The sequence below is a fragment of the Staphylococcus sp. 231237_7MaSpsaltlick genome (assembly GCF_043107035.1).
In genome coordinates this window covers 194,099-216,619 of sequence record NZ_JBICNX010000005.1, presented here as the reverse complement: position 1 = coordinate 216,619, position 22,521 = coordinate 194,099, and the positions used below count along the sequence as shown (strand labels likewise).

Here is a 22,521-nt window from a genome sequence, read left to right as displayed (position 1 = left end):
TAATCTCATTAATTTCTTTGCAACTTTATTAATATTTTACCAAATTCAATCACTTAATTATATTCAAAGCTTTTTACTTTTCACTATATAATTAAAAAAGCCAGAAAATGAACTCAATTAGATGAGTTTTTCTGGCTTTGCTTTATTTCTTTATTGTTATGAAGCATCTATAGTTTAATCATTCATAGCTTCAGAAGTATGAATTTCATCTTGTGTTAACTTAGGTTTTAATAAACCATAAATAATTGCCGCAACTAATGAACCGATAATAATTGCAATTAATGATTGAAGTACGTGGCCAAAGTCTGTTCCTAATATAACAATAATACCACCATGTGGCGCTTGTATTGCTGAACCAAGTCCTAGCGCAATTGCACCAGCCACACCAGATCCAACCATCATTGAAGGTATAACTCGAATTGGGTCAGCAGCTGCAAATGGAATAGCGCCTTCCGTTATAAATGATAAGCCCATAATATAGTTAGGTAGTACAGAACCTTTTTGTTCTTTTGTGAATTTCTTACGGAATAGAACCATTGCTGTTGCAATCGCAATTGGAGGCACCATACCACCAATCATTGCTGCAGTAATTGGCGCAGCATTACCACTTGTCAACGCTGCTACAGAGAATACATAAGCCGCCTTATTAAACGGACCGCCCATATCAATAGCCATCATCGCACCAACAACTAAACCAAGTAGCATTATGTTCGTACCTGATAAACTTTCCAATCCATTTAATAACGTATTATTCAACCATGATGCTGGTGGATTGATAACATAAATCATTAGTAATCCTGTAATCGTAACTGAAAGCACCGGGAAGATAAGTGTTGGTTTTAAACCTTCTAATGTTTGAGGCATACCTGAACATAATTTCTTAATACCTAATGTTAAATAACCTGCTAAGAAACCTGCAAGAATACCGCCAATAAATCCTGAATCACCTGTACTAGCTAGAACACCACCGACAAGACCTGCTGCAAAGCCTGGCTTATCTGCAATACTACGTGCAATGTAACCAGCAAGTATTGGAATAATTAGCATGAAGGCACTCTTATTACCTATATTCCATAATTGTTCAGCAAAAGCATTATATTCTGAACTTTTTGGATCAAAAGAGTTAGCACCAAACAAGAACGCAATTGCCATCAAAATACCACCAGCGATAACAAGTGGTAACATATTAGATACACCATTCATTAAATGTTTGTATATTGTTTTACCAACGCCTTGTTTTTCGTTGCTTGTTGATTGATTACTTGCCTTATTGCCACTGCGTGCTACAAATGGCTTGCGAGATGTATCTTGTGCTAAGTTAATTAATTCTTCTGGTCGTTTTATACCATCTGCAACAGGTACTTCAACGACGTTTTTACCATCAAAACGATCTGTCTCAACATGTACATCTGCGGCTACAATAATACCTGAAGCACGTTGAATATCTTCGTCTGTAAGATGATTTTTTATGCCGCCTGAGCCATTTGTTTCAACTTTAATCTTAACATTCATTTTCTCAGCTTGTTTTTTCAAAGCGTCACGTGCCATGTAAGTATGAGCAATACCTGTTGGACATGCTGTTACTGCTAAAACGTATGGTTCATTTGAATTTTCATTATCTGTGGCAACACCTTGAGCCGCCTCTTCAGATGCTTCTTCTTCAGTTGCTTCATCATCAGCCTGATCTATAATTTGTAATACTTCTTCAGGTGAATTGGCATGAAGTAATGATTCACGAACATTTTCATCCATCAGAATACCTGACAATTTAGCTAATGCATCTAAGTGTGTTTGTGCTCCGCCTTCTGGTGCAGCAATCATAAAGAATAAATGTGCTGGTTGCATATCTAAACTTTGATAATCTACACCTGCTTTTGATTTCCCAAATGCAATTGCTGGTGTAGTAACTGCTGAAACCTTAGCGTGAGGTATCGCTATACCTTCACCAATACCTGTTGTACTTTGAGATTCACGATTATGGATTGCTTCTTTAAAAGAAGTCACATCATTTAGTTTTCCAGCCTTATCTAATTGATTAACTAGTTCGTCAATGACACCATTCTTTTCTGTTGAAGAAAGATCCATTGCAATTGTATCTTTTGTTAATAATTCGGTAATTCTCATATTATTCACTCCCGTCTAGTGTCGTAATCACAACTTGTGTTTTAATGTCTTCAATTGCAGTTTTCGTAGCTAAATCATCATTAAATGCTGTAGCAGTACCTGCTGACACAGCTTGTTTAAATGCTTCTTCAGTCGTCAGACCTGCTTCTAAACCTGCAACCATGCCTGCTACTGTACTATCTCCAGAGCCAACAGTATTTACAACATGACCATTTGGTACACTTGCTTTATAACTGTATTGTTCATCTACATATACGGCTCCTTCTCCTCCCAATGAGATAATTACAGATTTAGCACCTTTTGCTAAAATTTCATGTGCAAATTGAATCACTTTTTGATCTGAATCAATTGTAGTATTAAACATTACTTCTAATTCATCTTTATTCGGTTTAATAAATAATGGATTATATTTTAATACAGATTCAACTAAATCTTTTTCAGCATCAACTACTAGTTGTGCCCCTGTTTCTTTTGTAATCTTAGCAATTTGTTCATAAGCATCACTTGGCACACTCTTAGGTATACTACCAGCAACAACCACTGTATCTTCTTCTGTTGTATCCCTAATTTGCGATAATAATGCTTCAAACTGCGTACTCGAAATTTGTGGACCAGGTGCATTAATTTCAGTTTCTTCCCCTGTTTTTAATTTAACGTTTATTCTAGTATCCTCATCTACTTGAACAAAATCAGTACAAATATTTGCTTTAGTTAAGGTATCTGTAATAAATTGTCCTGGAAACCCACCTGCAAAACCAAGTGCTGTAGATTGTACTCCTAGTGTCTTCAATACTCTAGAAACATTAATACCTTTGCCACCTGCAAATTTATATGTTTCTGTAGCACGATTTAATCCATTAAGTTCAAAGTTATTTGCAAACATAATGTAGTCAATAGAAGGATTAAATGTAACTGTATAAATCATAGTGTTCCTCCAATAAAGTTATATTTTTCAGCAAATAATCTAAAGTATTTATTTGTCATTGCCTTTTTAGAAGTAATAAGTGATACATTAGCTTCTATGGGGACATGAGCAAAATATACTTTTTCGTATTTAGCATGATCAATTAATACATAAACTTGTGTTCCTAATTCCATGGCATGGTGTTTAATAATGGCTTCTTGTTCATCTGGGGTTGTTAAACCATATTTTAAATCTATCCCATTCATTCCCAAAAACACCTTATCAAAACGATAACGCTTCAACGTTTCTAAGGCGCTCGCACCCACTGTTGCAAATGTAGTAGATTTAACTTCTCCACCAATTATTAATGTTCTAATTCCATATTTAAGGAGTTCTTCAACATGCGTTAAACCATTTGTCACTACGATGATGTCGTTTGCTTTAATAAACGGAATCATTTCGAGTGTAGTAGAGCCTGCATCCAAAAATACGCAATCGCAGTCTTCTATTTCTCTCGCAGCAATTTTACCAATTTCTTGCTTCTCTTTTAAATTGGTACCTCGTTTATCTGCCAAATTGGGCTCTAACACTGAAGTTTGATTGAGTGTTGCGCCTCCATGTAATCTTTTTAATTTTCCAAAATTTTGTAGCTTTGATAAATCACGGCGAATTGTCGAAGCACTACAACCTGTCCGATCGATTAATTCTTGTAACGTTAAAAAATCTTTTTTTGACAATTCAGTCAAAATTAACTCATGGCGTTTTTCCGTTATCATACCTTCACCTCAGCTCATTGCCATTATAATGTTTCCGCTTTCTTTTTTCAATCATTTTTTGTCAAAAACAATCAAAAACAGTCAACTATTAGTTTGAAAATTCATGTTTATGTCAAATTTTGTTCTTAATACACTTATCTGCTTTATTTTCGTATAGATCAAATTTAATAAAAGATTAACTTCGATTTAAATCTCTCTTCTCAAAAATAAACATACTAAAAATAGCCATAAAGTAATCTATCGTTATAGATTGCTTCATGGCTATTTATATAAGCAAAACCTTATAATAACAAGCTTACATATTTAGCTTAGCATTAGCACGTTACAAAGTTTCTACTTGAGTACAAAAAAAGACATTTGTATAAAATTTAATAAACAGAACTAAATTAACAAAGGGCCTTATGTATAAAAGTTATAAAGTGGTTAAACATACATTATTAAGGAAACCTTTAATCTTAATACTTTCTTAGTAGCAAAAGCCGCTTTCTAGATAGTTCAATTTGACATGTATGTTAAGTTAAATCAGTTATAATGCTATGTCCGTGCTACATTACCTCTTGTACGACATGTACAACTTGCGCTTGTGTTACTGCGATTAAATCTTCTACTTTTATATTAATTTGAACCCCTCGGTCTCCGCCACTTACGTATATTGAATCTAATGCTGCAGCATGTTGGTCAATCACTGTTGGAAACTGACGCTTCATTCCTATTGGCGAACAACCACCTCTAATATAACCAGTAACCTTTTTCAATTGATCAAGCGGCATTAAATTCAACTTTTTTTCTGCCACTGACTGGGCTGCTGCTTTCATATCTAATGTTTTATTTACTGGTATAATAAAAACGAAGTGTTCATGCGCTGTATTCTCTAACACAAGCGTTTTATATAGATGTTCTGGAGCAACGCCTACTTTTTGGGCTACATGTTCTCCATCCATATGTTGTGTACTAATATCATATGTATTCACGCTATATGCTATAGCTTGTCTGTCTAATATTCGCATCGCGTTTGTTTTCTTTTGTTTCATTTCATCACCTCATAGTGTATCAACCACTCCGATTGATACATATAACAGCACAAATGATAGGATTTTAACTTTATTTATCATCCTAGTATGATTTTTAATTCAAAACTTTAATCTAATTTCAAACTTTTAATAAAATCAGTTAATTCATCTCGCATTGTTTCATCTTTCAAAGCGTATTCAATCGTAGTTTTCACAAATCCTAATTTTTCACCAACATCATACCGTTCACCTTCAAAGTCATAAGCGTAAACTTGATCATTTGTGTTTAAACGTTCAATTGCATCTGTAAGTTGAATTTCGCCACCTGCGCCTTTACCTTGTGTCGCTAAATAATCAAAGATATCCGCAGTCAATACATAACGTCCCATGATAGCTAAGTTAGAAGGTGCCGTGCCTTGTTTTGGTTTTTCAACAAATTTAGCCACTTCATATTTTCTACCTAACTTTTTCATAGGATCGATAATACCATATCTATGCGTTAAATTTTCTTTAACTTCTTGTACACCAATCACTGATTTTCCAGTTTCTTCATAAGCATTCATCAATTGTTTAATCGCTGGCGTTTCAGATTCAACTATATCGTCACCTAATAATACTGCAAAGGGTTCATCGCCTATAAATTGACGCGCAGAATAAATCGCATGACCTAATCCTTTTTGCTCTTTTTGTCTAACATAGAATATATTCGCAAGCTCTGTAGAGTATTTCACTTTTTCAAGTAATTCTTGCTTATCCTTGTCTTCTAAAATCATTTCTAATTCCTTTTGATTATCAAAATGATCTTCAATAGCTCTTTTATGTTTACCTGTTACAATAATGATATCTTCAATACCTGCACGAGCCGCTTCTTCAACTATGTATTGAATTGTCGGTTTATCTAAGATTGGCAACATTTCTTTCGGCATAGCTTTTGTAGCCGGCAAAAACCTCGTACCCAAACCAGCAGCTGGTATGATTGCTTTCTTTATTTTTCTCAAAACGCTCATCCCTTTCTTAAACAAATTTTACGTACTGATTGAAAATAATCTACACTTCATTATCCTTTTTAGCCGTTAATATTATCATAACATTGAAACGTTTCACTTAATACTTTTTTCATTTATAAAAAATAACCACATAAACGTCATAAATTAACGTTTGTGTGGCTATTTTTAATGCTTAATCAAGCGCTGGTTGACGAATAACATCTCCTGTTTTATTCACAACAACTTTATAGTCTCTTTCTGTTTTATATTCATGGAATGTATAAAACATGCCATCTTTCGATTCTTTAACATCTTTTAACACTGCGTTTTCACCTAGCTCATCAATAGCATATTTTTGTGCTATAACTTCAGATTCTTGAGGAGAAATATTAGGTTTATCATTTTGCTGTTTTATTTGATAAGACTTATCAAAAACGCTTGCTTTATTATATTCATCTACAGTAACTCGATAATACGTATTTGGTTTACTTTTATTTTCAAATGTGAAGATATAATAATGTACGCCTTGACACGTCGTATCAATACCGTAATCATTATAAGCATTTGAAGCATTATTATCTTTATTCACTAATGTTTGTGCCTTTTGTAATGAGTTGGAAAATGAAGGCAAATTTGCTTTTCCAATTTCGTCATTTTTTAAATCATGTGTCGTCAATTTGGCAATAGGTTTATAGTTTTTGGCATTATATGGCTCTTTATGTGTTTCTTTTTCCGTTGCTGCATTTATTGGATTCTCACTTTTTTCTTTAGTTATATCTTTAGCTTCTGCAATTTCATCCACAACAGAAAAACTAGAAATGGTTTCATGCACTTTGCCTAGAGCTTGTTGGTTCGTAGCTATAAAAAGAAGAAAAGCTAAGCAGCAAGCGAGAAGGAAGGCCATGATAGTTAAAATTAAATTTTTCAAGTTTATCCCCTTACTTACAGTTATTACATTTCCTATAATGTTATCATAGATTATTGACGAAAAACTTATATAGAACACAATTTAAAACAATCGTAACCTTTGTTACATGTTTATTACGTAATAACTACTTTATTTAATACAAGTGTCATATTCACCCTTCCTTCAATACGACTAATATAGATATCGCCATTAACGCAATTAAAATTCCATATAATAAAAAAAGCAGGGCAATGAAATCTAATTATTTTTAATCAGATTTCATTGCCCCACTTTTACCAAAACAAAAAAGCCGCACAAACTCAACATTTATTTACAATCACTTAGCTAAAATTTATAACATATTTAAGATTAGGACACGTCATGGTCATATATCCTAACCACCTCTTTCTTACAATGAATTATGTTCTTCTAAATCGTGATCTCAATTGACTCTCTATAAAGATGACCAACATACCTAAAACCATAACGAATATTGACATGTATAATGGAAACTCAAAATTAATATCATATAATGTACCTGCAACTAATGGACCAATAAAGTTTCCCATACTGGTAAACGTAGAGTTTAACCCACCTGCAAAACCTTGTCTATTTCCTGCTATATTCGAGAAATAATTTGTAATAGCTGGGCGAATCATATCGAAACCAATAAAAACAATAAAGCTGATGAACATGATTGACCAATAACCATGAACAAAAGTTAATGCCAATAGAATAATTGCTGAATATAACAATGAATAAGTAATAAATGTTAGTTCTTTAAAATAGTTCATAAACTTATCAAAAAAGAAAACTTGGAATACCGCACCTAAAATACCGCCGCCTGTGATAGCAAATGAGATATCAATAGGAGAATATTGCGCTTTATCAGCAGTATATAATGGAAACAGTGTTTCAAATGAAGATAACCCGAAAGCTAATACTAGTGTTAAAATGATTGGCGTAAGAAAGACTTTCCAGTCAATTTTCGCTAGTAACTCAGGTTGATATTTGGTAAACCCATCTTGCGTTTCATGTTTCGGATTTTTAATAAGTATAATCGATAGTAATAAGGCTAAACAGCCACTAAAGCCTGCAACATAGAAAGGTAATCTATGTGATACTTCTGCTAATAACCCACCAAGTCCTGGTCCTAAAATAAATCCCGAATTAATTATTGCTGACATATATCCAAAGTTTTTAGCTTTATCTCTACCTGATGAAATATCTGCAATCATGCCTGTAACGCCTGGCATAACCATACCCGCACTAAAGCCACCAAGTACTCTAGAAATAATTAGAAGTGAGAACGTATGACTTGCAGCGAATAAGAATTCTGAAATCGCAAATAGGCCTAAGCCAATACAGATGATTAACTTTTTACCTAATTTATCTGCGAGTGTACCACCAAATGGTGAAATAATCATTTGAGCTAAAGCAAATACAGCTACAAGTATGCCTAAATCGCTACCTTTTAAACCTAAATCTTTTAAATAAACGGGGAGCACAGGAACAACTAAACCAATACCTAAAAAGACAAGAAAAATATTAAAATATAAAATAATAAACTGCTTCTTCACGTTACTCGCTCCTTTCTTTTTATAAATTGTTTAACGTGGCTTTCAATTCTCTAATACACGAGAACAAGCCTAACATTAAAACATTTTATAACAGTTTCAAGAGAAATGACAATAAAAAATTCATTTTCTAATCACTATCATATAATATCGTAATTATAACTTGTATAATAAAAGTGTATCTAATTTTCAGAATGGGGGTTTCATATGATTTATCAAGTAGATGGTAAGACAATTGTTTTAGTATTAGAACAAGGTGAAGATATTGTATCTGCGGTAACAGATATTGCAACAGAACAAGGTGGTCAATTCGGTACAGTTAGTGGCATTGGCGCATGTTCTAGCGCGGAACTTAACTTCTATAATTTAGACACCAAAACTTATGAAAAGAAAACCATCGATGAACCATTAGAGCTCATCAGTTTAATGGGTAATATTTCTCATATTGACGAAAAGCCTTTTGCGCATTTGCATGCCACTTTCGGAACTAACCAATACGAAACACTGAGTGGGCATTTAACTAAAGCTGTCGTTTCTGCTACAGCAGAAATTGTAATTACAATGACAACTTTAGATATAAATCGCAAACACAATGAAACAATTGGGTTAAACTTGTTAGATTTATAATTTTGTTATTTAAAGTAAAAGAGTAACTTCAGACTAAATGTTACTCAATATGTACAACGTTTAGTAAGCAGGGATGTTTCAATATCGTAGAAGCATCTCTGTTTTTATACATGGGTTTATCTTTCTATAGATTATACGCTTAAATGTCCCTTTTAAAGCGCTATATCTGCTTGTTTAACATGTATAATTTAAGTTAATAATTGAAATTTGTATTTAAAAAATGTATCATGTAGTCTCATATTTCAAAAACATAAGTTAATATTGGTCTTTGTCTATTAGCACAAAATGTGTTTTTGATTATATTCAATTATGTACAATTAAATTACAATTCATTAGTAATCTATTATATTAGCGCTTAATTAAAAAGAAAGTAGGTGTATTTATGCAAGCGCGTTATATCGCTAGAAGCATTTTCCTTATATTGATATTAGTTTCAATATTTTTTAATAATTATTTCCAATTTATGACGCTTAACCTATTTCTAGCGTATGTGCCGTTTGAACTATGCTTACTGTTAAATTTATTTAAACCAAAATACAAATATGAGTGGCCATTATTCATTATTTTCACACTTATTTTTGTCTTTATGGTACCAAATACTTTGTATATGATTACTGACTTAATACATTTAAATCAGTTTAATTTCAATTTTTATCAAGGTTTAGTAATTAGCGAATGGGCATACTTTGCATTTCTTGTATCTGGTGTATTACTAGCTATTTACCTATTAATCTTAATGTTTTTAGAAATGGAACAATTCACCCAATATCTTTGGCTTAATAGATTAATTATTATAGTTATGATGTTCTTAAATGGTCTCGGTATATTTATCGGACGTTTCTTACGTCTACATTCAGTTTATCTTATTCATGAACCGCTTCGTATTTTTAATGAAGTATCCTCGAGTTTAAATGCTGATACGTTACGTTTTATTTTATTACTTATTGCGTTACAAGTGATCATATTCCTATTTGCGAAAGGAGTGCGTAGCGTAAAATGACTTGGAATATTTTAGTTCTCATTATCGTTTTAATTTTATGTCAATTGATTATAGGACACTTATTACATGATGTAGGCTTTTCATATCTTCACAGCATTATATTGATGTTATTCCCATTAGGTATTGGTTTATTTTATCTCCAGCTATTTTATTATGAACGTCGTTTTCCAAATTGGAATGTCCCTATCAATATAAAATTAAGATTAAAATACATGTATATATTGACGTTTTTTGAATATGTAACTTTATATATTTGTGTCTTTAGATTTTAATAAATTTATATAGTATATATTATATTTTGGTCACGACATACCTCTTACTTATGGGTGTATATAATAATTTACAAATTTGCATACGCATTACTAAGCTGTCGACAAGTCTTCGAACATTTTGTCGGCAGCTTTTTACGTATTTATAAATTGCTTCAGCCATAATAATAATATAACCGCCAATCGCTTCATTTTCCTAAATAAACTAAACACGTTATATTAGATTTCAAAATTTTATTAACTGAGCTAAACTTTAACTAAACCATTTTTATTATTGCTCTAACGTGATAAAAAATAAGAGGTGGAACATGTTATTATGTCCCACCTCTTAGCTAAAAGCGTTATATATAAATCACCTATTTAAAATGAATCCGTCATACCATAAATTTTAAAGCTTTAATGCTTGTTTAACTTCTTGAACTGATTCGGCAGAAACCTTTAATTGCGCATATTCGTCATCAGATAAATTCAAGTCTATAATGCGCTCAATACCATTTGAACTTAAAATTGTCGGAACGCCTAAACATATATCAGTAAATTGGTATTCTCCTTCTAACAAAGCAATACTAGGAAGCAATCTATGTTGATCTTTTAATATCGCTTCAATCATACTGTAGACAGCTGAAGCTGGGGCGTAATAAGCTGAACCATTTCCAAGTAATTCTACAATTTCTGCGCCCCCCTTACGTGTACGTTCAACAATTGCCTCAATTTGTTGTGCATCAAGTAATTTATGAAGTGGTACGCCGTTCACATTAGTTGAATCTACTAACGGGACCATCGTATCGCCATGACCGCCTAGTACTAAACCTTTGATATCTTTAACAGATACATTTAAGGCTTCTGCGATAAATGTTAGATATCTTGACGTATCTAATACACCAGATTGCCCTATTACACGCTCTTTTGGAAATCCAGAAGCTTTTAATACAGAATATGTCATAGCATCTACAGGGTTGGTAAGTACAATAATCTTACAGTCAGGTGAATATTTCACGATTTCTTTTGTAACATCATGCATAACAGCCTCATTAACTTGTACTAAATCATCACGACTCATGCCAGGTTTACGTGGCACACCTGCTGTAATTACTACAACATCTGAATCTTTTGTATCAGTATAATCAACGGACCCTTTTACATTTACATCAAAACCATAGACTGGACTACTTTCTAAAATATCTAATGCCTTCCCTTTAACTTGACCTTCGTTTGTTGGACGATCAATCAAAACCACATCAGCCAACTCTTGTTGCGCAACGATAAAAGCTAATGTCGCTCCCGTATTGCCCCCACCTATAATAGAAACTTTTTGTTTTGTCATAAAAACAACTCCCTCATACAATCTCTTGATTATGTTACATAAATTATATCATCTCTAACCAACGATAATGATTTCATTTCGTTAATTTAAATTATCAAATTTACTTATGTGTTTTTTGTCTTTTAATCCATTTCCAAATTATCAAAATGGCTAAAACAATTAATACAAAATAAATTATTTTAGAATAAATATCCATGTAATAAACAATTGCATGCCAGTTTCCACCCACGGCTTGACCTAAATAAATCAAAACCGTATTCCAAATTAATGTACCAATCGTAGTAAACAAAATAAACAAAGGTATATTCATTCGAGTTAAGCCTGCTGGGATAGAGATTAAACTTCTTAACAGTGGTACAAAACGACAAAAGAAAATTGTCCAGTAACCATACTTTTCAAACCAATTAATCGTTCTATCTATATCTTTAGTTTTTACACGTAAAAACTTTCCATAACGATTTATAAAGCGATATAAATTCTGTTTACCAATCCAAGCGCCAATACCATATAGAACAATAGCTCCAATAACAGAACCAAGTGTTGAGGTAATTGTCACTCCAATAAAGCCAAGGTCAGACTTAGTTGTCATAAAACCGCCAAACGTTAAAATAATTTCAGATGGTATTGGAGGAAATATATTTTCCAAAAAGATTAATAATGCTATACCTAAATAGCCGTGTTGCTCCATAAAATGCGTTATCCACTGTTCCATTCATTTCCTCCTATAGGTCTTGAAAACAAAGCATTAAAATAGGTTATTCGTTAACGCATATAAATACATTGATAAACCAAGTAGAATCATACTTAAAATTGTTAATATTAATGCCAAAATAATAGTACGTTTATAATGCTTAATAAATGCTATGAATAAAATAGCACCGTTATAAAAGAAAAACAGGCCAAAAAGTGTCATCATTATATTAATATCAGGATACACAATATTTAATATTGCAATGACTAAGGCAAAACCTAAAAACGGAAAATTAATAAAATTACGTTGAAATTTATATTGATTTAGTTGATGCTGTTCGTTCTGTGTATTCATTATTTTTACTCCTTCAAAATTTAAACTACGGAATATCGTGACCTAAAGAAGCCGTATAAATATCAAACCATTCTTGATCTGTAAGTGACACCTTCAAGCCATTAATCGCTTCATCAATACGTTCAATTTTGTGTGTACCTAACACAGGCATTAGTGATGCAGGGTGTTTATTTAACCATGCTATAATAATACCATTCGATGTTACATTATATTTTTGTGCTAATGGAGAAAGAACTGCCATGATTCTTGCAGATTTTTCGTCTTCTAAATTAAATAACTTGCCACCTGCCATAGGACTCCACGACATAATTTTAACATCATCCTTATACATATGATTAATAGTACCACTTTCAATAGCGTCTAAAGTATAAGGTGATACTTCTAATTGATTTAAAGTGATATGCAATTTATCACAAACAAGACACTTGCTTAGTAAATCATATTCAGATTTGTTGAAGTTTGAAACGCCAAATGACTTGACTTTGCCTTGTTTGACTAATGCTTTTATTGCTTCAGTCACTTCGTTAGGATCCATTAAAGGTGATGGTCTATGAATAAGTAGCGAGTCTAATTGTTCAACTTGTAAATTTTGTAGCGAACGGTCAACAGATTGAATAATATGCTCTTTACTATGATCATAGCGATGACCACTTGATTCATGAAATGGATTTGATGGCAATATAATCCCACACTTCGTTACAATTTCTATTTGATCGCGGAGTTGTGGTGATAATTTTAGTGCTTCACCAAAGATACCTTCACAACTATACGAGCCATAAATATCAGCATGGTCCATAGTTGTAATACCTCTTTCAACTAATTCGTTTAAATATCTATTTAGTTGTTGCGGTGTCCATTGCCAGTCTTTCGCTCTCCAAAATCCCTGTATTATATTCGAAAAAGAAACGTATTGATTAATTTTCATTTTATCCATATATCTTCAACACCCTTTTTATTATATTCAATAATCAAGTGAACTGTAGCATGTCCAATTTATTACGCAGTCGGTTTTCATCTATTTGTTCACCAATAATTACAATTGTTAATGGCATCGTTGTGTCGATGACTTGATAATCTGGTAAACCAAATGAATATTGAAATTCATATGTATCATTTGGCATATCTTGAAACTTGACGTATCCCTTCAATCTTAGAACATTATCTGGTAGTCGTAAAATAAACTGATAAAATAATTGACGGTCAATTGGCCCAGTAAATTGGTACTGTATACTTTTAATACCATGATGATGCGCTGGTCCACCCAAGTGCTCTTTATTATGATATGTAGTTAAAATTAAGTCACTCATATCTAAATCGGCATATGATGTATAAAATTTTTGCGCTAATGGATTAATTTTTCCAATTTCATTTATCTTATCGTACTCAACTCTATTCAATAAATCTATTTTGTTGACCACAATTACATGACTTACTTTTAATTGTTCTTCCATCAATTGTATTGTACTATTAGTATATTGGGTTCTAGTCAAAAATCTCGGCGCGTCGACTAAGCCTATAACCACTGGTGGAGCAAGATGCTCGACGATTTCGGGATCTTGGCAAGCCGCAATAATTTCAATTGGATGTGCGACACCCGTCGCTTCAATTATAATATGGCGCATTGCACTTTTGTTAATAAAATGTTTTAATTGTTTTATTAAATCCCGTTGCAAATCACAACATATGCAACCATTTAATATCGATGCAACCTCTACATCATCGCTTAATGCATTGCTATCTACATCTAAATTGCCGTATTCATTTACGATGATACTTGGGTTTTCATTTTTATTTAGTAAATATTTTACATAATTACTGAGAAAAGTTGTTTTCCCACTACCTAAAAAACCTGTTACTACGGTAATAGCTATTTTAGGCTGTTTAATATTTTTCAAAAATATCACTCATTTCATAAATTTAAATGTTTGTGTAAAAGATAATTTTTTCGTATAATTAATCTTTCACTTGATAAAATATTAGATATCTTCTAAACTTTATACACGCTATATTTTAGCATGGCACAGTGCAAAAGTGTTTTTGAGGAAGTGTCACACACAACGTTAGACGGATTCAGGTCCGATGCAAAGTGAAGAAAACGGATAGAATGTCTGGAGGAGAACTTATGTCTGAACCACTTAATTTAAAGGAACAACTTTGTTTCAGTTTGTATAATGCTCAAAGACAAGTAAATCGCTACTACTCTAATAATGTCTTTAAGAAATACAAACTAACATACCCACAATTTTTAGTACTTACTATTCTTTGGGGTGAATCACCTGTCAATGTCAAAAAAGTCGTTACGGAATTGGCGCTTGATACTGGTACTGTATCTCCATTACTTAAAAGAATGGAACAAGTTGATTTAATCAAACGTGAACGTTCTGAAGTAGATCAACGCGAAGTATTTATTCACTTAACTGATAAGAGCGAAGCAATTCGTCCAGAATTAGATACTGCATGTCAAGACGTTGCAGTTGCATCTTCTCTTGATGAAGATGAATCTAAAGAATTAAATAGATTACTTGCTAAAGTAATCGATGCCTTTACAGAAGAAAAAGCAAAATAAGCTTTTCTAACTATAGTATAAGTCAAGATATATCAAATTGATTCCTTAAATATACTTGATTTAAAGAGAGAGCTCAAACACTTTTGTGTTTGAGCTCTTTTTAACTATTATAAAATCTCATACTATAAACAGTAAAGCTTAGAATACCTATTTTAAGAAAACATTGGAGCTTTACATAATCATCAGCTCTAAATCCCGTTTAATACCTACTATTTAAAATTAAAGTTTATTTCTTTATGTTTTTTATGAAGCCCTTAAATAATATAATTTTCGGAATTTATAATTATCTACAGAATTATGAAGCATTAATCTTAATCATTTGTTGCAAATAACCGTTTTCTTTAGTAGCTAAATCTTGATAACTACCCTCTTCTAATATAGTACCTTCTTGCATCACGATAATTTTATCAAAATTTGGTAACAATCTTAAGTCATGTGTAGCTACAACTAGCGTTTCAGCATGTTTATGAACTAAATCCATAACTATATTTGTATGATGGATATCTAAAGCAGTTGTAGGTTCATCAAGTAGCCAAAATGCAGCAGGTTTTAATAATAATCTTGCTAAGGCTAACCTTTGTATTTCTCCACCTGATAATGTTTGACCAGAAAGCGTTATCGCCCTATCTAAATCAATGTGAGCTAATCCAAGTTGGTTTAGGACTTCTCTAAGCACATCATCTTCTTGTTTTGAAAATAAATTTTCTCTTACCGTGCCGTCAAACAATTGTTGTGTTTGTAAGAGCGCATTAATATAACTATACTTATCTTCATTTAATATTTGAGTAATATATTGTTGATTTAATAGTACTTCACCCTTATCACTTTGGTATAAACCTAGCATAAGTTGTAATAAAGAGCTTTTACCTGAGCCAGATGGCCCAACTATCGCTACATGTTCACCTTTATTTATGACTAACCGAATCTGTGATAATACGTAGGTTGATTGATTCCAATATTTGAAATCAACATCACGTAATTGCATTAAAGGTCTTTCACTAGAAGTTGACATTTTCATTGATTCATGACCTTGTATCGTTGGATGTGCAATCACATCATTAATATCAGCTAAAGCTTCATCAGTATCAGCTTTATAATAAGCCACGTTACTCATCGGTATCGCTTGTTCAAATAACGTTAACATCATTAATACAATACTCGTCAAATACACAACATCTAACTGTTGGTTTTGTACTTGAATAACACCTAGATATAAAGTGAAAAACAATGAAATCATCGCTACTATATTCAAGCTATATTCATAAAGTGATAAGAAACGTTGTTCTTTAGCTTGAATGTTTTCATACGCGTCTAACTGTTCTAAAACTTGCTTTTTATAATATTCTGTTTGATTAAACCGTGCTAATTCATCGTAACCTTCTTTATAGTCATAAAATCGACTTAAAAATCTGCCTTGGACTTCGTTTACTTGTCTTTTTAATATACGTGCCCTTTTAGCACTTAACCAAGGGATAACGATTAACGTAGCAATCATACTTACACAAATAATTACTGCGTGTATATATGAAAAATTAAACATCGTAATCATTGTGATAATCGCAGTTAAACCGATAACTACAGGTGGATAATAGACCCTTAAATAAATATTTTGCAAAGCTTCTACTCTACCAATCATACGTGCAATCAAGTCACTAGAATTGAATTTACGATAAACGTCAGGTACCACTGGCAATAATTTTTTGAAGAATTGAACCCTCACATCGCGCAACATAGTAAACGTCGTTCTATGAGAGAGTAGTCTTTCAATATATCTCGCTACCGCTCTAAGAAATCCAAACATTTTTACTGACACAATCAATATCATCAGCGCAAACAACGGTGCTCCTAAAGCACTTTGTGTAATCATATAACCACTTAAAAAGAACATACCTAACGCAACTAAACTGCCGACTATACCAACTAAAATAGATAATATTAAATCCTTATCTATGCGAAATTTAATCCGTGGTTTCATTTTCATCACCGCCTTGTCCAGGGTCGTTTAATTTATGAGCGTCGCCTAACTTTAAAGTTCCCTGTTCAATCAAAATACGTCTGTCTGCATTTTTAATTGTATGTGCTCTATGAGCAATAGTAATCATTGTGATATTAGAAAACTGCTGCTCAATCACATTTTGTATTACATTCTCAGTTTTCACGTCTAAGCCTGTTGCTGGCTCATCAAAGATTAATAGGTCTGGATGTTCCAATAATATTCTTGATAGCTCTATGCGTCTCATTTGACCTCCTGAAAGCATCTCTCCACCTTCACCTATTCTTGTGTCTAAACCATATTTTAGCGATAATACTTTTTCTTTTAATTCTACATCAGCTAAAACTTGTAATATTTGAGCATCATCTACTTGATGAAACATCGTTATATTATCTCGTATAGAAGCGTTGAAAATATATGGTGTCTGACTAAGGAAACCTATATTCAAATCATTCTGTTGGTAAGTAATTGCACCACTTTGCGGTTCTAAATTTTGCGCAATTAGTTGCGCCAATGTAGATTTTCCTGCACCGCTTTTACCAATTAATGCAATATGTTCACCACTTCTAATATTCAAATTAATATCTCTTAATGCATACTCATCTGCATCTTTATATTTAAACTTCACTTGGTCTAAGCGAATCAAAGAACTCTGACTCAAACGAGTTTGTATTTGAGGTTTTGGCTCTTTATCTTCCCTGTCCAATACTTCGAACAATACATCACTTGAACCTTCACTTTGCTTACCAGTATGAAAAGATTGTCCAAGATCTTTAATTGCATTGTAAAATTCTGGTGCCAATATTATCGCAATTGCCGCTGTCTTGAAATCTATATTATGAAATAAAATTAAACCTAAACCAGCCTCTAATGCTACTAAACCAATACCGAGCATACTAATAAATTCAAGCATTAAGCCAGATAAAAAAGCACTTTTTAAAATACGCATAGTTAAATCTCTAAATGTAGTACTTTCTTCATAAAGTTCTTTTTCTGTATATTCAGTTCTATTAAAGAGTTTTAACGTTATCAGACCTTTTACTTTATTTAAAAATTGTTGGCTAAATTGATTTAAATAAGTCATTTTATCTTTAGATTCATCACGAGTTTTCAAGCCAAAAATGATATAAAAAAGGGGAATAAAAGGCGCTGTAACAATCATAATTAATGCCGTGTTTAAATGAACAAAACACATTGCAATAATTATTAATAATGGGACCATCGTTGATTTAAATACTTGCGGAAAATAACTATTAAAAAAAGGAACAATACCATCAACACTTTCAGTTAAAGTGTTCATCTGTACGCCAATTGAATCTTTAGATTGCTTAATAATAAGACGTTGTCTTAAATCACGCTTAACTTTTGCTGCCATTTGATTTCCTACCATTTGGTTCATAGTATTAAACGTAGCACGTGCTATTAAAATAATTAATGTAAAAATTAATAAATTTAATAAATCATGATTAGCACTTAACAGCATTGCATTTAATATTTCTGCAATCGAAATATTTTGCACTACAACTGTAATAGCTAAAAATGTACTGACCATAAACATAAAAATAGGATATATTTTATATTGCATTGCTAAACTTGTTAATCTTTTCACAAATATCACCTACCTCACATTATAGACTGCGTATATAAAAATTAAATTAATTCGCTCATTATTTTCTATACTTTTTATGATGTTTTCATATTTTAGACATAATTAATTTTTATTATTTTAATTGAAATTTTACTATAACTTTACACTAATCCTCTAAAATGATTATTATCTATTAATTATATACATCTTTAGTCCAAAATCACATTTTTAAGTGGCATAATACATTTTTATTATGCTATCATTAAAAAATGAAAATACACAAAATTTTATAAGTACTATGAAAGTAGGTAAATTATGTTAATACTTGAATTGATTAAAGGTATCATTCTAGGTATCGTTGAAGGTTTAACAGAATTCGCGCCTGTTTCATCAACAGGGCATATGATACTCATCGATAATATGTGGTTGAAATCAAGTGAATTTTTAGGATCTGAATCGGCGTTTACATTTAAAATTGTCATCCAACTAGGTTCAGTATTCGCAGGCGCTTGGGTATTTCGTGAGCGTTATTTCGAAATGTTACATATAGGTAAATATAGAGGAGAACCTATTGATGGTATTGGTCAAAAGCCAAAACGTTTAAACTTATTACATATCATTGTAGGTATGATTCCTGCAGGTGTTTTAGGTTTGCTATTTGATGATGTTATCGAAAAATATCTATTCAGTGTACCAACAGTAATGATTGGATTGTTTGTAGGTGCGGTTTATATGATTATTGCTGACATCTACAGTAAAAAAGTCACTAATCCTCAAAATGTAGATCAAATCAATTATTTCCAAGCATTTGTTATCGGCCTATCTCAAGCCATAGCAATGTGGCCAGGTTTTAGTAGATCTGGATCAACAATCTCTACTGGTGTATTGATGAAAATGAATCATAAGGCTGCTTCAGACTTTACATTTATCATGGCAGTTCCTGTCATGCTAGCAGCGAGTGGTTTATCACTAGTGAAAAATTTGGAGTATATTCAATTAAACCATATCGGTTTCTATATCGTTGGCTTTATCGCCGCGTTTATCGTCGGATTAATTGCAATCAAAACTTTCTTATACCTAATTAGTAAAATTAAATTAATACCATTTGCAATTTATAGAATTATATTGGTTATTATCATTGCCATTCTATACTTCGGTTTTGGTATCGGACAAGGTATCACCGGAGAATAATTTTAAGTTTAACTTAAATGCTTGCACATTAAAGCTGATAAACATCTACCATTTTTCAGATGTTTATCAGCTTTTTATTCTTATATTCCAAACTATTTAATCATTAGCCTATTTCTCTTTAATAATCCTATGATCAGGCTATATTTACCGTTTATTTTCATGTATGATAGGGTAATATGAAGATAGTATAAATTAAATGGAGGCAACGCATATGGACAAAAAGCAATTAATCAAAACAATAATCACAGTGGCTCCTGTGTTTTTAGTACCATTAATCGTTGAACGCAAACGTATTAAAGATCACCCAGATGTTAAAAAAGCAAGCGATGCAACCGTAAATGCTTCTAAAACAGTTGCAGATAAATCTGTGCAATTTAAAGATACTGTCGTTGAAAAATCATCTCATGCAAAAGAATATGTAGTGGATAAAAAACACGACATGGATCAAAAACGTGAACTTAAACGTATTGCTAAGGAACATGATCCAGCATACATTGAGAAAAAAGGCGAAAAGTTAGAAAAAGAGAACCGTAAAGAAGCTCAAAAAATGAATAAAATTCTTCAAAAAAATATCGACAAACGTCATAAAGAAGAAGCAACAGCACGTCAAGATAACGAAAAACAACGTATTAAAGATATGAAAAAATCTAACAAACATATGGAAAAAGTTGGATTAACGCCCGGCAAACTTGATGAAGAAACTGAGAAAAAAGGCGAAAAATTAGAAAAAGAAAATCGTAAAGAGATTCAAAAACTGGATAAAATCCTACAAAAAAACATCGACAAACGCCATAAAGAAGAAGATAAAGTACGAGCAAAAGATAAAAAAGCGCGCTTATCTGAATTCAAAAAATATAAAGATTACGTTGCTAAAAGTGTTGTAAAGCAAAACAACGATAATAAAGGCGAATAACCCTGATGACAAAAGTCATTATAGATGGAGATGCTTGTCCTGTAATCAATTCAGTTATTGAATTGACTGAAGGGACAGGCATTTTTGTTACAATCGTTCGTAGTTTTAGCCATTTTTCCACTGTGGAACAACCAGAGCATGTAAAAACCGTTTATGTCGATGATGGACCAGATGCTGTTGATTATAGAATTGTTAAACTAGCAGGAAATGATGATTTAGTAATCACGCAAGATTATGGTCTTGCAAGTTTATTGCTTAATAAAACAAAGATTGTTATGCATCATAAAGGCTATGTATATAACCACCAAAATATTGACACTTTACTGGAGCAAAGACACACGAGTGCACAATTTAGAAAAAGTGGTGGTCGTACAAAAGGCCCTTCTGCATTCACAGAACAAGATTTAGGTAAATTTGAATCTGCATTTTCATCTATATTACAAGATCAATGCTTGAACAAGGAGGAATAAAAATGAAAAGAATTGCTGTTTACTGTGGCGCTAGTAAAGGGAATGACCCTTCCTATATGTCGGAAGCTTATCAGCTAGGTAAAACTATGGCCGAAAAAGGTTATGAATTAATTTTTGGAGCTGGTTCAGTAGGTATCATGGGGGCAATCCAAGATGGTGTATTGGACCATGGTGGTAGTGCTATTGGTGTTATGCCTAACATGTTAAATGAAAAAGAAATAACAAGTGAAAAATTAACAGAACTTATTTTAGTTGACTCTATGCACGAAAGAAAAAACAAAATGGCCGAATTAGCAGATGCATTTGTCATGGCCCCTGGTGGCGCTGGCTCTTTAGAAGAATTCTTTGAAATGTATAGTTGGTCGCAAATCGGTATTCATCAAAAACCAATTGCTGTATTTAATATCAATGGTTTCTTCGACCCATTACAATCACTATTATCTCACATGATTGAAGAAGGATTCATCGATGCTAAATACGACACTTTAGCACCATTATGTGATACGACTGAAGCACTTTTTGAAACTATCAAGCATTATAAACCTTTAGGCGTTAGAACTTACGACTAAATTATAAACAAAGGGCAAGGGAGCAAATTATTATTAAATTTGTTCCCTTGCCCTTTGTTTATAATTTACATAATTTCTACTAATTGTTTTATTATCATCAATGCAACGATAATGATAATAATTGCTGAACATTTATTTAAACTCAAAATATATTTTCCTGTTTTATCAACATGTCCTACAACTTTTCCTGCTATTGCTAACAAGAAAAACCAAACCCATGACACTAAAACTGTCGCAACAGCAAACACAACTTTCTCCGCCCCTTCATATACAGCAGCACTTGTACCTATTACACCTATTGTATCCATAATTGCATGTGGATTTAACAATGACACTGATAATGCGAAACCTATTTGCTTTTTAGCAGACATAGGCTTATAAGTTTGAAGTTGATGTTGGTGTGATGTCCATAACGACCATGCCATATAAACTAAAAAGACAATGCCGATACAATATATAGTTATCTGCAAAATGGGTAAGGACAGCAAAATTAACGAGATGCCTAATATAGCTAGCAAAATTAATAATGTATCACAGAAACCAGCAGTGATTATTACGGGCAATGATTTATAAATACTTTTATGATTAGCACCTTGATTAAATACAAATACATTTTGAGCGCCTAAAGGTAATATGAGTCCTAATGCCAATAGTAATCCATGAACGACTGGTTGCAACATGC

23 protein-coding genes are annotated in these 22,521 nt (G+C 32.4%); 8 read left to right on the top strand and 15 right to left on the bottom strand.

From position 1 onward, the window contains the following. Window positions 1-174: 174 nt before the first annotated feature. The 7 genes from ACF91D_RS11675 to norA all read right to left on the bottom strand — a co-directional run bounded on the left by ACF91D_RS11675 (window position 175) and on the right by norA (window position 8,287). A complete protein-coding gene (locus tag ACF91D_RS11675; protein WP_101050403.1) occupies window positions 175-2,124 on the bottom strand; it encodes a PTS fructose transporter subunit IIABC in 1,950 nt (649 codons plus the stop codon). A 1-nt stretch (window position 2,125) separates the two neighbouring features. After that, entirely contained in the window at window positions 2,126-3,049 is a 924-nt protein-coding gene (pfkB, locus tag ACF91D_RS11670; RefSeq protein ID WP_101093958.1) for a 1-phosphofructokinase, read from the bottom strand. After that, window positions 3,046-3,804, bottom strand: coding sequence for a DeoR/GlpR family DNA-binding transcription regulator (locus ACF91D_RS11665; protein ID WP_069792722.1), 759 nt, complete (start codon window positions 3,802-3,804; stop codon window positions 3,046-3,048). Before ACF91D_RS11665 ends, pfkB begins: the two co-directional genes overlap by 4 nt. Before the next feature lie 545 nt (window positions 3,805-4,349). Next, the gene (gene ybaK, locus ACF91D_RS11660; RefSeq protein WP_327620787.1) at window positions 4,350-4,835 is read right to left on the bottom strand and encodes a Cys-tRNA(Pro) deacylase; all 486 of its coding nucleotides are present in this window, start codon (window positions 4,833-4,835) and stop codon (window positions 4,350-4,352) included. Window positions 4,836-4,942: 107 nt separating this feature from the next. After that, window positions 4,943-5,812 carry a UTP--glucose-1-phosphate uridylyltransferase GalU gene (gene galU / locus ACF91D_RS11655; RefSeq protein ID WP_039068804.1) on the bottom strand — a complete coding sequence of 290 codons (870 nt, stop codon included), beginning with the start codon at window positions 5,810-5,812 and terminating at the stop codon, window positions 4,943-4,945. A gap of 181 nt (window positions 5,813-5,993) precedes the next feature. Then, window positions 5,994-6,728, bottom strand: coding sequence for a hypothetical protein (locus ACF91D_RS11650; protein ID WP_119585295.1), 735 nt, complete (start codon window positions 6,726-6,728; stop codon window positions 5,994-5,996). 398 nt (window positions 6,729-7,126) lie between these two features. Further along, window positions 7,127-8,287 carry a multidrug efflux MFS transporter NorA gene (norA, locus tag ACF91D_RS11645; RefSeq protein WP_039068806.1) on the bottom strand — a complete coding sequence of 387 codons (1,161 nt, stop codon included), beginning with the start codon at window positions 8,285-8,287 and terminating at the stop codon, window positions 7,127-7,129. Between the two features lie 204 nt (window positions 8,288-8,491). Here norA and ACF91D_RS11640 point away from each other — a divergent pair, with 204 nt between their 5' ends. From ACF91D_RS11640 to ACF91D_RS11630, 3 genes are all read left to right on the top strand, one after another. Next, window positions 8,492-8,911, top strand: coding sequence for a PPC domain-containing DNA-binding protein (locus ACF91D_RS11640; RefSeq protein ID WP_039068807.1), 420 nt, complete (start codon window positions 8,492-8,494; stop codon window positions 8,909-8,911). Between the two features lie 382 nt (window positions 8,912-9,293). After that, window positions 9,294-9,911: a DUF1361 domain-containing protein gene (locus ACF91D_RS11635; protein ID WP_039068809.1), complete on the top strand. Its 618-nt coding sequence runs from the start codon at window positions 9,294-9,296 to the stop codon at window positions 9,909-9,911. After that, window positions 9,908-10,183, top strand: a complete 276-nt coding sequence (locus ACF91D_RS11630; RefSeq protein WP_069792724.1) for a hypothetical protein — start codon at window positions 9,908-9,910, stop codon at window positions 10,181-10,183. The genes ACF91D_RS11635 and ACF91D_RS11630 overlap by 4 nt, the downstream gene beginning before the upstream one ends. Before the next feature lie 385 nt (window positions 10,184-10,568). Here ACF91D_RS11630 and mdh read toward each other — a convergent pair whose 3' ends face one another. The 5 genes from mdh to ACF91D_RS11605 all read right to left on the bottom strand — a co-directional run bounded on the left by mdh (window position 10,569) and on the right by ACF91D_RS11605 (window position 14,444). Beyond that, window positions 10,569-11,504, bottom strand: coding sequence for a malate dehydrogenase (mdh, locus tag ACF91D_RS11625; RefSeq protein WP_069792725.1), 936 nt, complete (start codon window positions 11,502-11,504; stop codon window positions 10,569-10,571). A gap of 100 nt (window positions 11,505-11,604) precedes the next feature. Then, window positions 11,605-12,216 (bottom strand): DedA family protein, encoded by a 612-nt coding sequence (locus tag ACF91D_RS11620; RefSeq protein WP_069792726.1) that lies wholly within the window; start codon window positions 12,214-12,216, stop codon window positions 11,605-11,607. A 33-nt stretch (window positions 12,217-12,249) separates the two neighbouring features. Next, a complete protein-coding gene (locus tag ACF91D_RS11615; protein WP_039068813.1) occupies window positions 12,250-12,549 on the bottom strand; it encodes a hypothetical protein in 300 nt (99 codons plus the stop codon). 25 nt (window positions 12,550-12,574) lie between these two features. Then, window positions 12,575-13,483, bottom strand: coding sequence for an aldo/keto reductase (locus ACF91D_RS11610; protein ID WP_069792727.1), 909 nt, complete (start codon window positions 13,481-13,483; stop codon window positions 12,575-12,577). Between the two features lie 34 nt (window positions 13,484-13,517). After that, window positions 13,518-14,444, bottom strand: coding sequence for a CobW family GTP-binding protein (locus ACF91D_RS11605; protein ID WP_107550176.1), 927 nt, complete (start codon window positions 14,442-14,444; stop codon window positions 13,518-13,520). 227 nt (window positions 14,445-14,671) lie between these two features. Here ACF91D_RS11605 and mgrA point away from each other — a divergent pair, with 227 nt between their 5' ends. Then, on the top strand, window positions 14,672-15,115 hold the full coding sequence (gene mgrA, locus ACF91D_RS11600) for a global transcriptional regulator MgrA (RefSeq protein WP_017722569.1): 444 nt from the start codon (window positions 14,672-14,674) through the stop codon (window positions 15,113-15,115). Window positions 15,116-15,410: 295 nt separating this feature from the next. On the opposite strand, the gene cydC is transcribed toward mgrA, so the two are convergent. After that, window positions 15,411-17,090 carry a thiol reductant ABC exporter subunit CydC gene (gene cydC, locus ACF91D_RS11595; RefSeq protein WP_107550171.1) on the bottom strand — a complete coding sequence of 560 codons (1,680 nt, stop codon included), beginning with the start codon at window positions 17,088-17,090 and terminating at the stop codon, window positions 15,411-15,413. Then, window positions 17,074-18,717, bottom strand: coding sequence for an ABC transporter ATP-binding protein/permease (locus ACF91D_RS11590; protein ID WP_327620788.1), 1,644 nt, complete (start codon window positions 18,715-18,717; stop codon window positions 17,074-17,076). Before ACF91D_RS11590 ends, cydC begins: the two co-directional genes overlap by 17 nt. A gap of 294 nt (window positions 18,718-19,011) precedes the next feature. Here ACF91D_RS11590 and ACF91D_RS11585 point away from each other — a divergent pair, with 294 nt between their 5' ends. The 4 genes from ACF91D_RS11585 to ACF91D_RS11570 all read left to right on the top strand — a co-directional run bounded on the left by ACF91D_RS11585 (window position 19,012) and on the right by ACF91D_RS11570 (window position 21,839). Next, complete coding sequence (locus ACF91D_RS11585) at window positions 19,012-19,887, top strand: undecaprenyl-diphosphate phosphatase (RefSeq protein WP_039068821.1); 876 nt, start codon at window positions 19,012-19,014, stop codon at window positions 19,885-19,887. Between the two features lie 211 nt (window positions 19,888-20,098). After that, on the top strand, window positions 20,099-20,800 hold the full coding sequence (locus ACF91D_RS11580) for a hypothetical protein (protein ID WP_039068823.1): 702 nt from the start codon (window positions 20,099-20,101) through the stop codon (window positions 20,798-20,800). 5 nt (window positions 20,801-20,805) lie between these two features. After that, on the top strand, window positions 20,806-21,270 hold the full coding sequence (locus ACF91D_RS11575) for a YaiI/YqxD family protein (protein ID WP_327620789.1): 465 nt from the start codon (window positions 20,806-20,808) through the stop codon (window positions 21,268-21,270). 2 nt (window positions 21,271-21,272) lie between these two features. Continuing rightward, a complete protein-coding gene (locus tag ACF91D_RS11570; protein WP_039068826.1) occupies window positions 21,273-21,839 on the top strand; it encodes an LOG family protein in 567 nt (188 codons plus the stop codon). 65 nt (window positions 21,840-21,904) lie between these two features. Here the strand turns inward: ACF91D_RS11570 and ACF91D_RS11565 are convergent, their stop codons facing one another. Continuing rightward, entirely contained in the window at window positions 21,905-22,519 is a 615-nt protein-coding gene (locus ACF91D_RS11565) for a LysE/ArgO family amino acid transporter (protein ID WP_327620790.1), read from the bottom strand. Window positions 22,520-22,521 lie beyond the last annotated feature (2 nt).

What these genes read in the sequence shown, in the direction of transcription:
- ACF91D_RS11665 (WP_069792722.1), bottom strand. Translation starts at nt 3,804, where the DNA reads ATGATAACGGAAAAACGCCATGAGTTAATTTTGACTGAATTGTCAAAA.
- ACF91D_RS11585 (WP_039068821.1), top strand. Translation starts at nt 19,012, where the DNA reads ATGTTAATACTTGAATTGATTAAAGGTATCATTCTAGGTATCGTTGAA.
- mdh (WP_069792725.1), bottom strand. Translation starts at nt 11,504, where the DNA reads ATGACAAAACAAAAAGTTTCTATTATAGGTGGGGGCAATACGGGAGCG.
- ACF91D_RS11580 (WP_039068823.1), top strand. Translation starts at nt 20,099, where the DNA reads ATGGACAAAAAGCAATTAATCAAAACAATAATCACAGTGGCTCCTGTG.
- cydC (WP_107550171.1), bottom strand. Translation starts at nt 17,090, where the DNA reads ATGAAACCACGGATTAAATTTCGCATAGATAAGGATTTAATATTATCT.
- ybaK (WP_327620787.1), bottom strand. Translation starts at nt 4,835, where the DNA reads ATGAAACAAAAGAAAACAAACGCGATGCGAATATTAGACAGACAAGCT.
- ACF91D_RS11610 (WP_069792727.1), bottom strand. Translation starts at nt 13,483, where the DNA reads ATGGATAAAATGAAAATTAATCAATACGTTTCTTTTTCGAATATAATA.
- ACF91D_RS11630 (WP_069792724.1), top strand. Translation starts at nt 9,908, where the DNA reads ATGACTTGGAATATTTTAGTTCTCATTATCGTTTTAATTTTATGTCAA.
- ACF91D_RS11675 (WP_101050403.1), bottom strand. Translation starts at nt 2,124, where the DNA reads ATGAGAATTACCGAATTATTAACAAAAGATACAATTGCAATGGATCTT.
- pfkB (WP_101093958.1), bottom strand. Translation starts at nt 3,049, where the DNA reads ATGATTTATACAGTTACATTTAATCCTTCTATTGACTACATTATGTTT.
- ACF91D_RS11635 (WP_039068809.1), top strand. Translation starts at nt 9,294, where the DNA reads ATGCAAGCGCGTTATATCGCTAGAAGCATTTTCCTTATATTGATATTA.
- ACF91D_RS11565 (WP_327620790.1), bottom strand. Translation starts at nt 22,519, where the DNA reads ATGTTGCAACCAGTCGTTCATGGATTACTATTGGCATTAGGACTCATA.
- ACF91D_RS11640 (WP_039068807.1), top strand. Translation starts at nt 8,492, where the DNA reads ATGATTTATCAAGTAGATGGTAAGACAATTGTTTTAGTATTAGAACAA.
- ACF91D_RS11615 (WP_039068813.1), bottom strand. Translation starts at nt 12,549, where the DNA reads ATGAATACACAGAACGAACAGCATCAACTAAATCAATATAAATTTCAA.
- ACF91D_RS11620 (WP_069792726.1), bottom strand. Translation starts at nt 12,216, where the DNA reads ATGGAACAGTGGATAACGCATTTTATGGAGCAACACGGCTATTTAGGT.
- mgrA (WP_017722569.1), top strand. Translation starts at nt 14,672, where the DNA reads ATGTCTGAACCACTTAATTTAAAGGAACAACTTTGTTTCAGTTTGTAT.
- ACF91D_RS11570 (WP_039068826.1), top strand. Translation starts at nt 21,273, where the DNA reads ATGAAAAGAATTGCTGTTTACTGTGGCGCTAGTAAAGGGAATGACCCT.
- ACF91D_RS11575 (WP_327620789.1), top strand. Translation starts at nt 20,806, where the DNA reads ATGACAAAAGTCATTATAGATGGAGATGCTTGTCCTGTAATCAATTCA.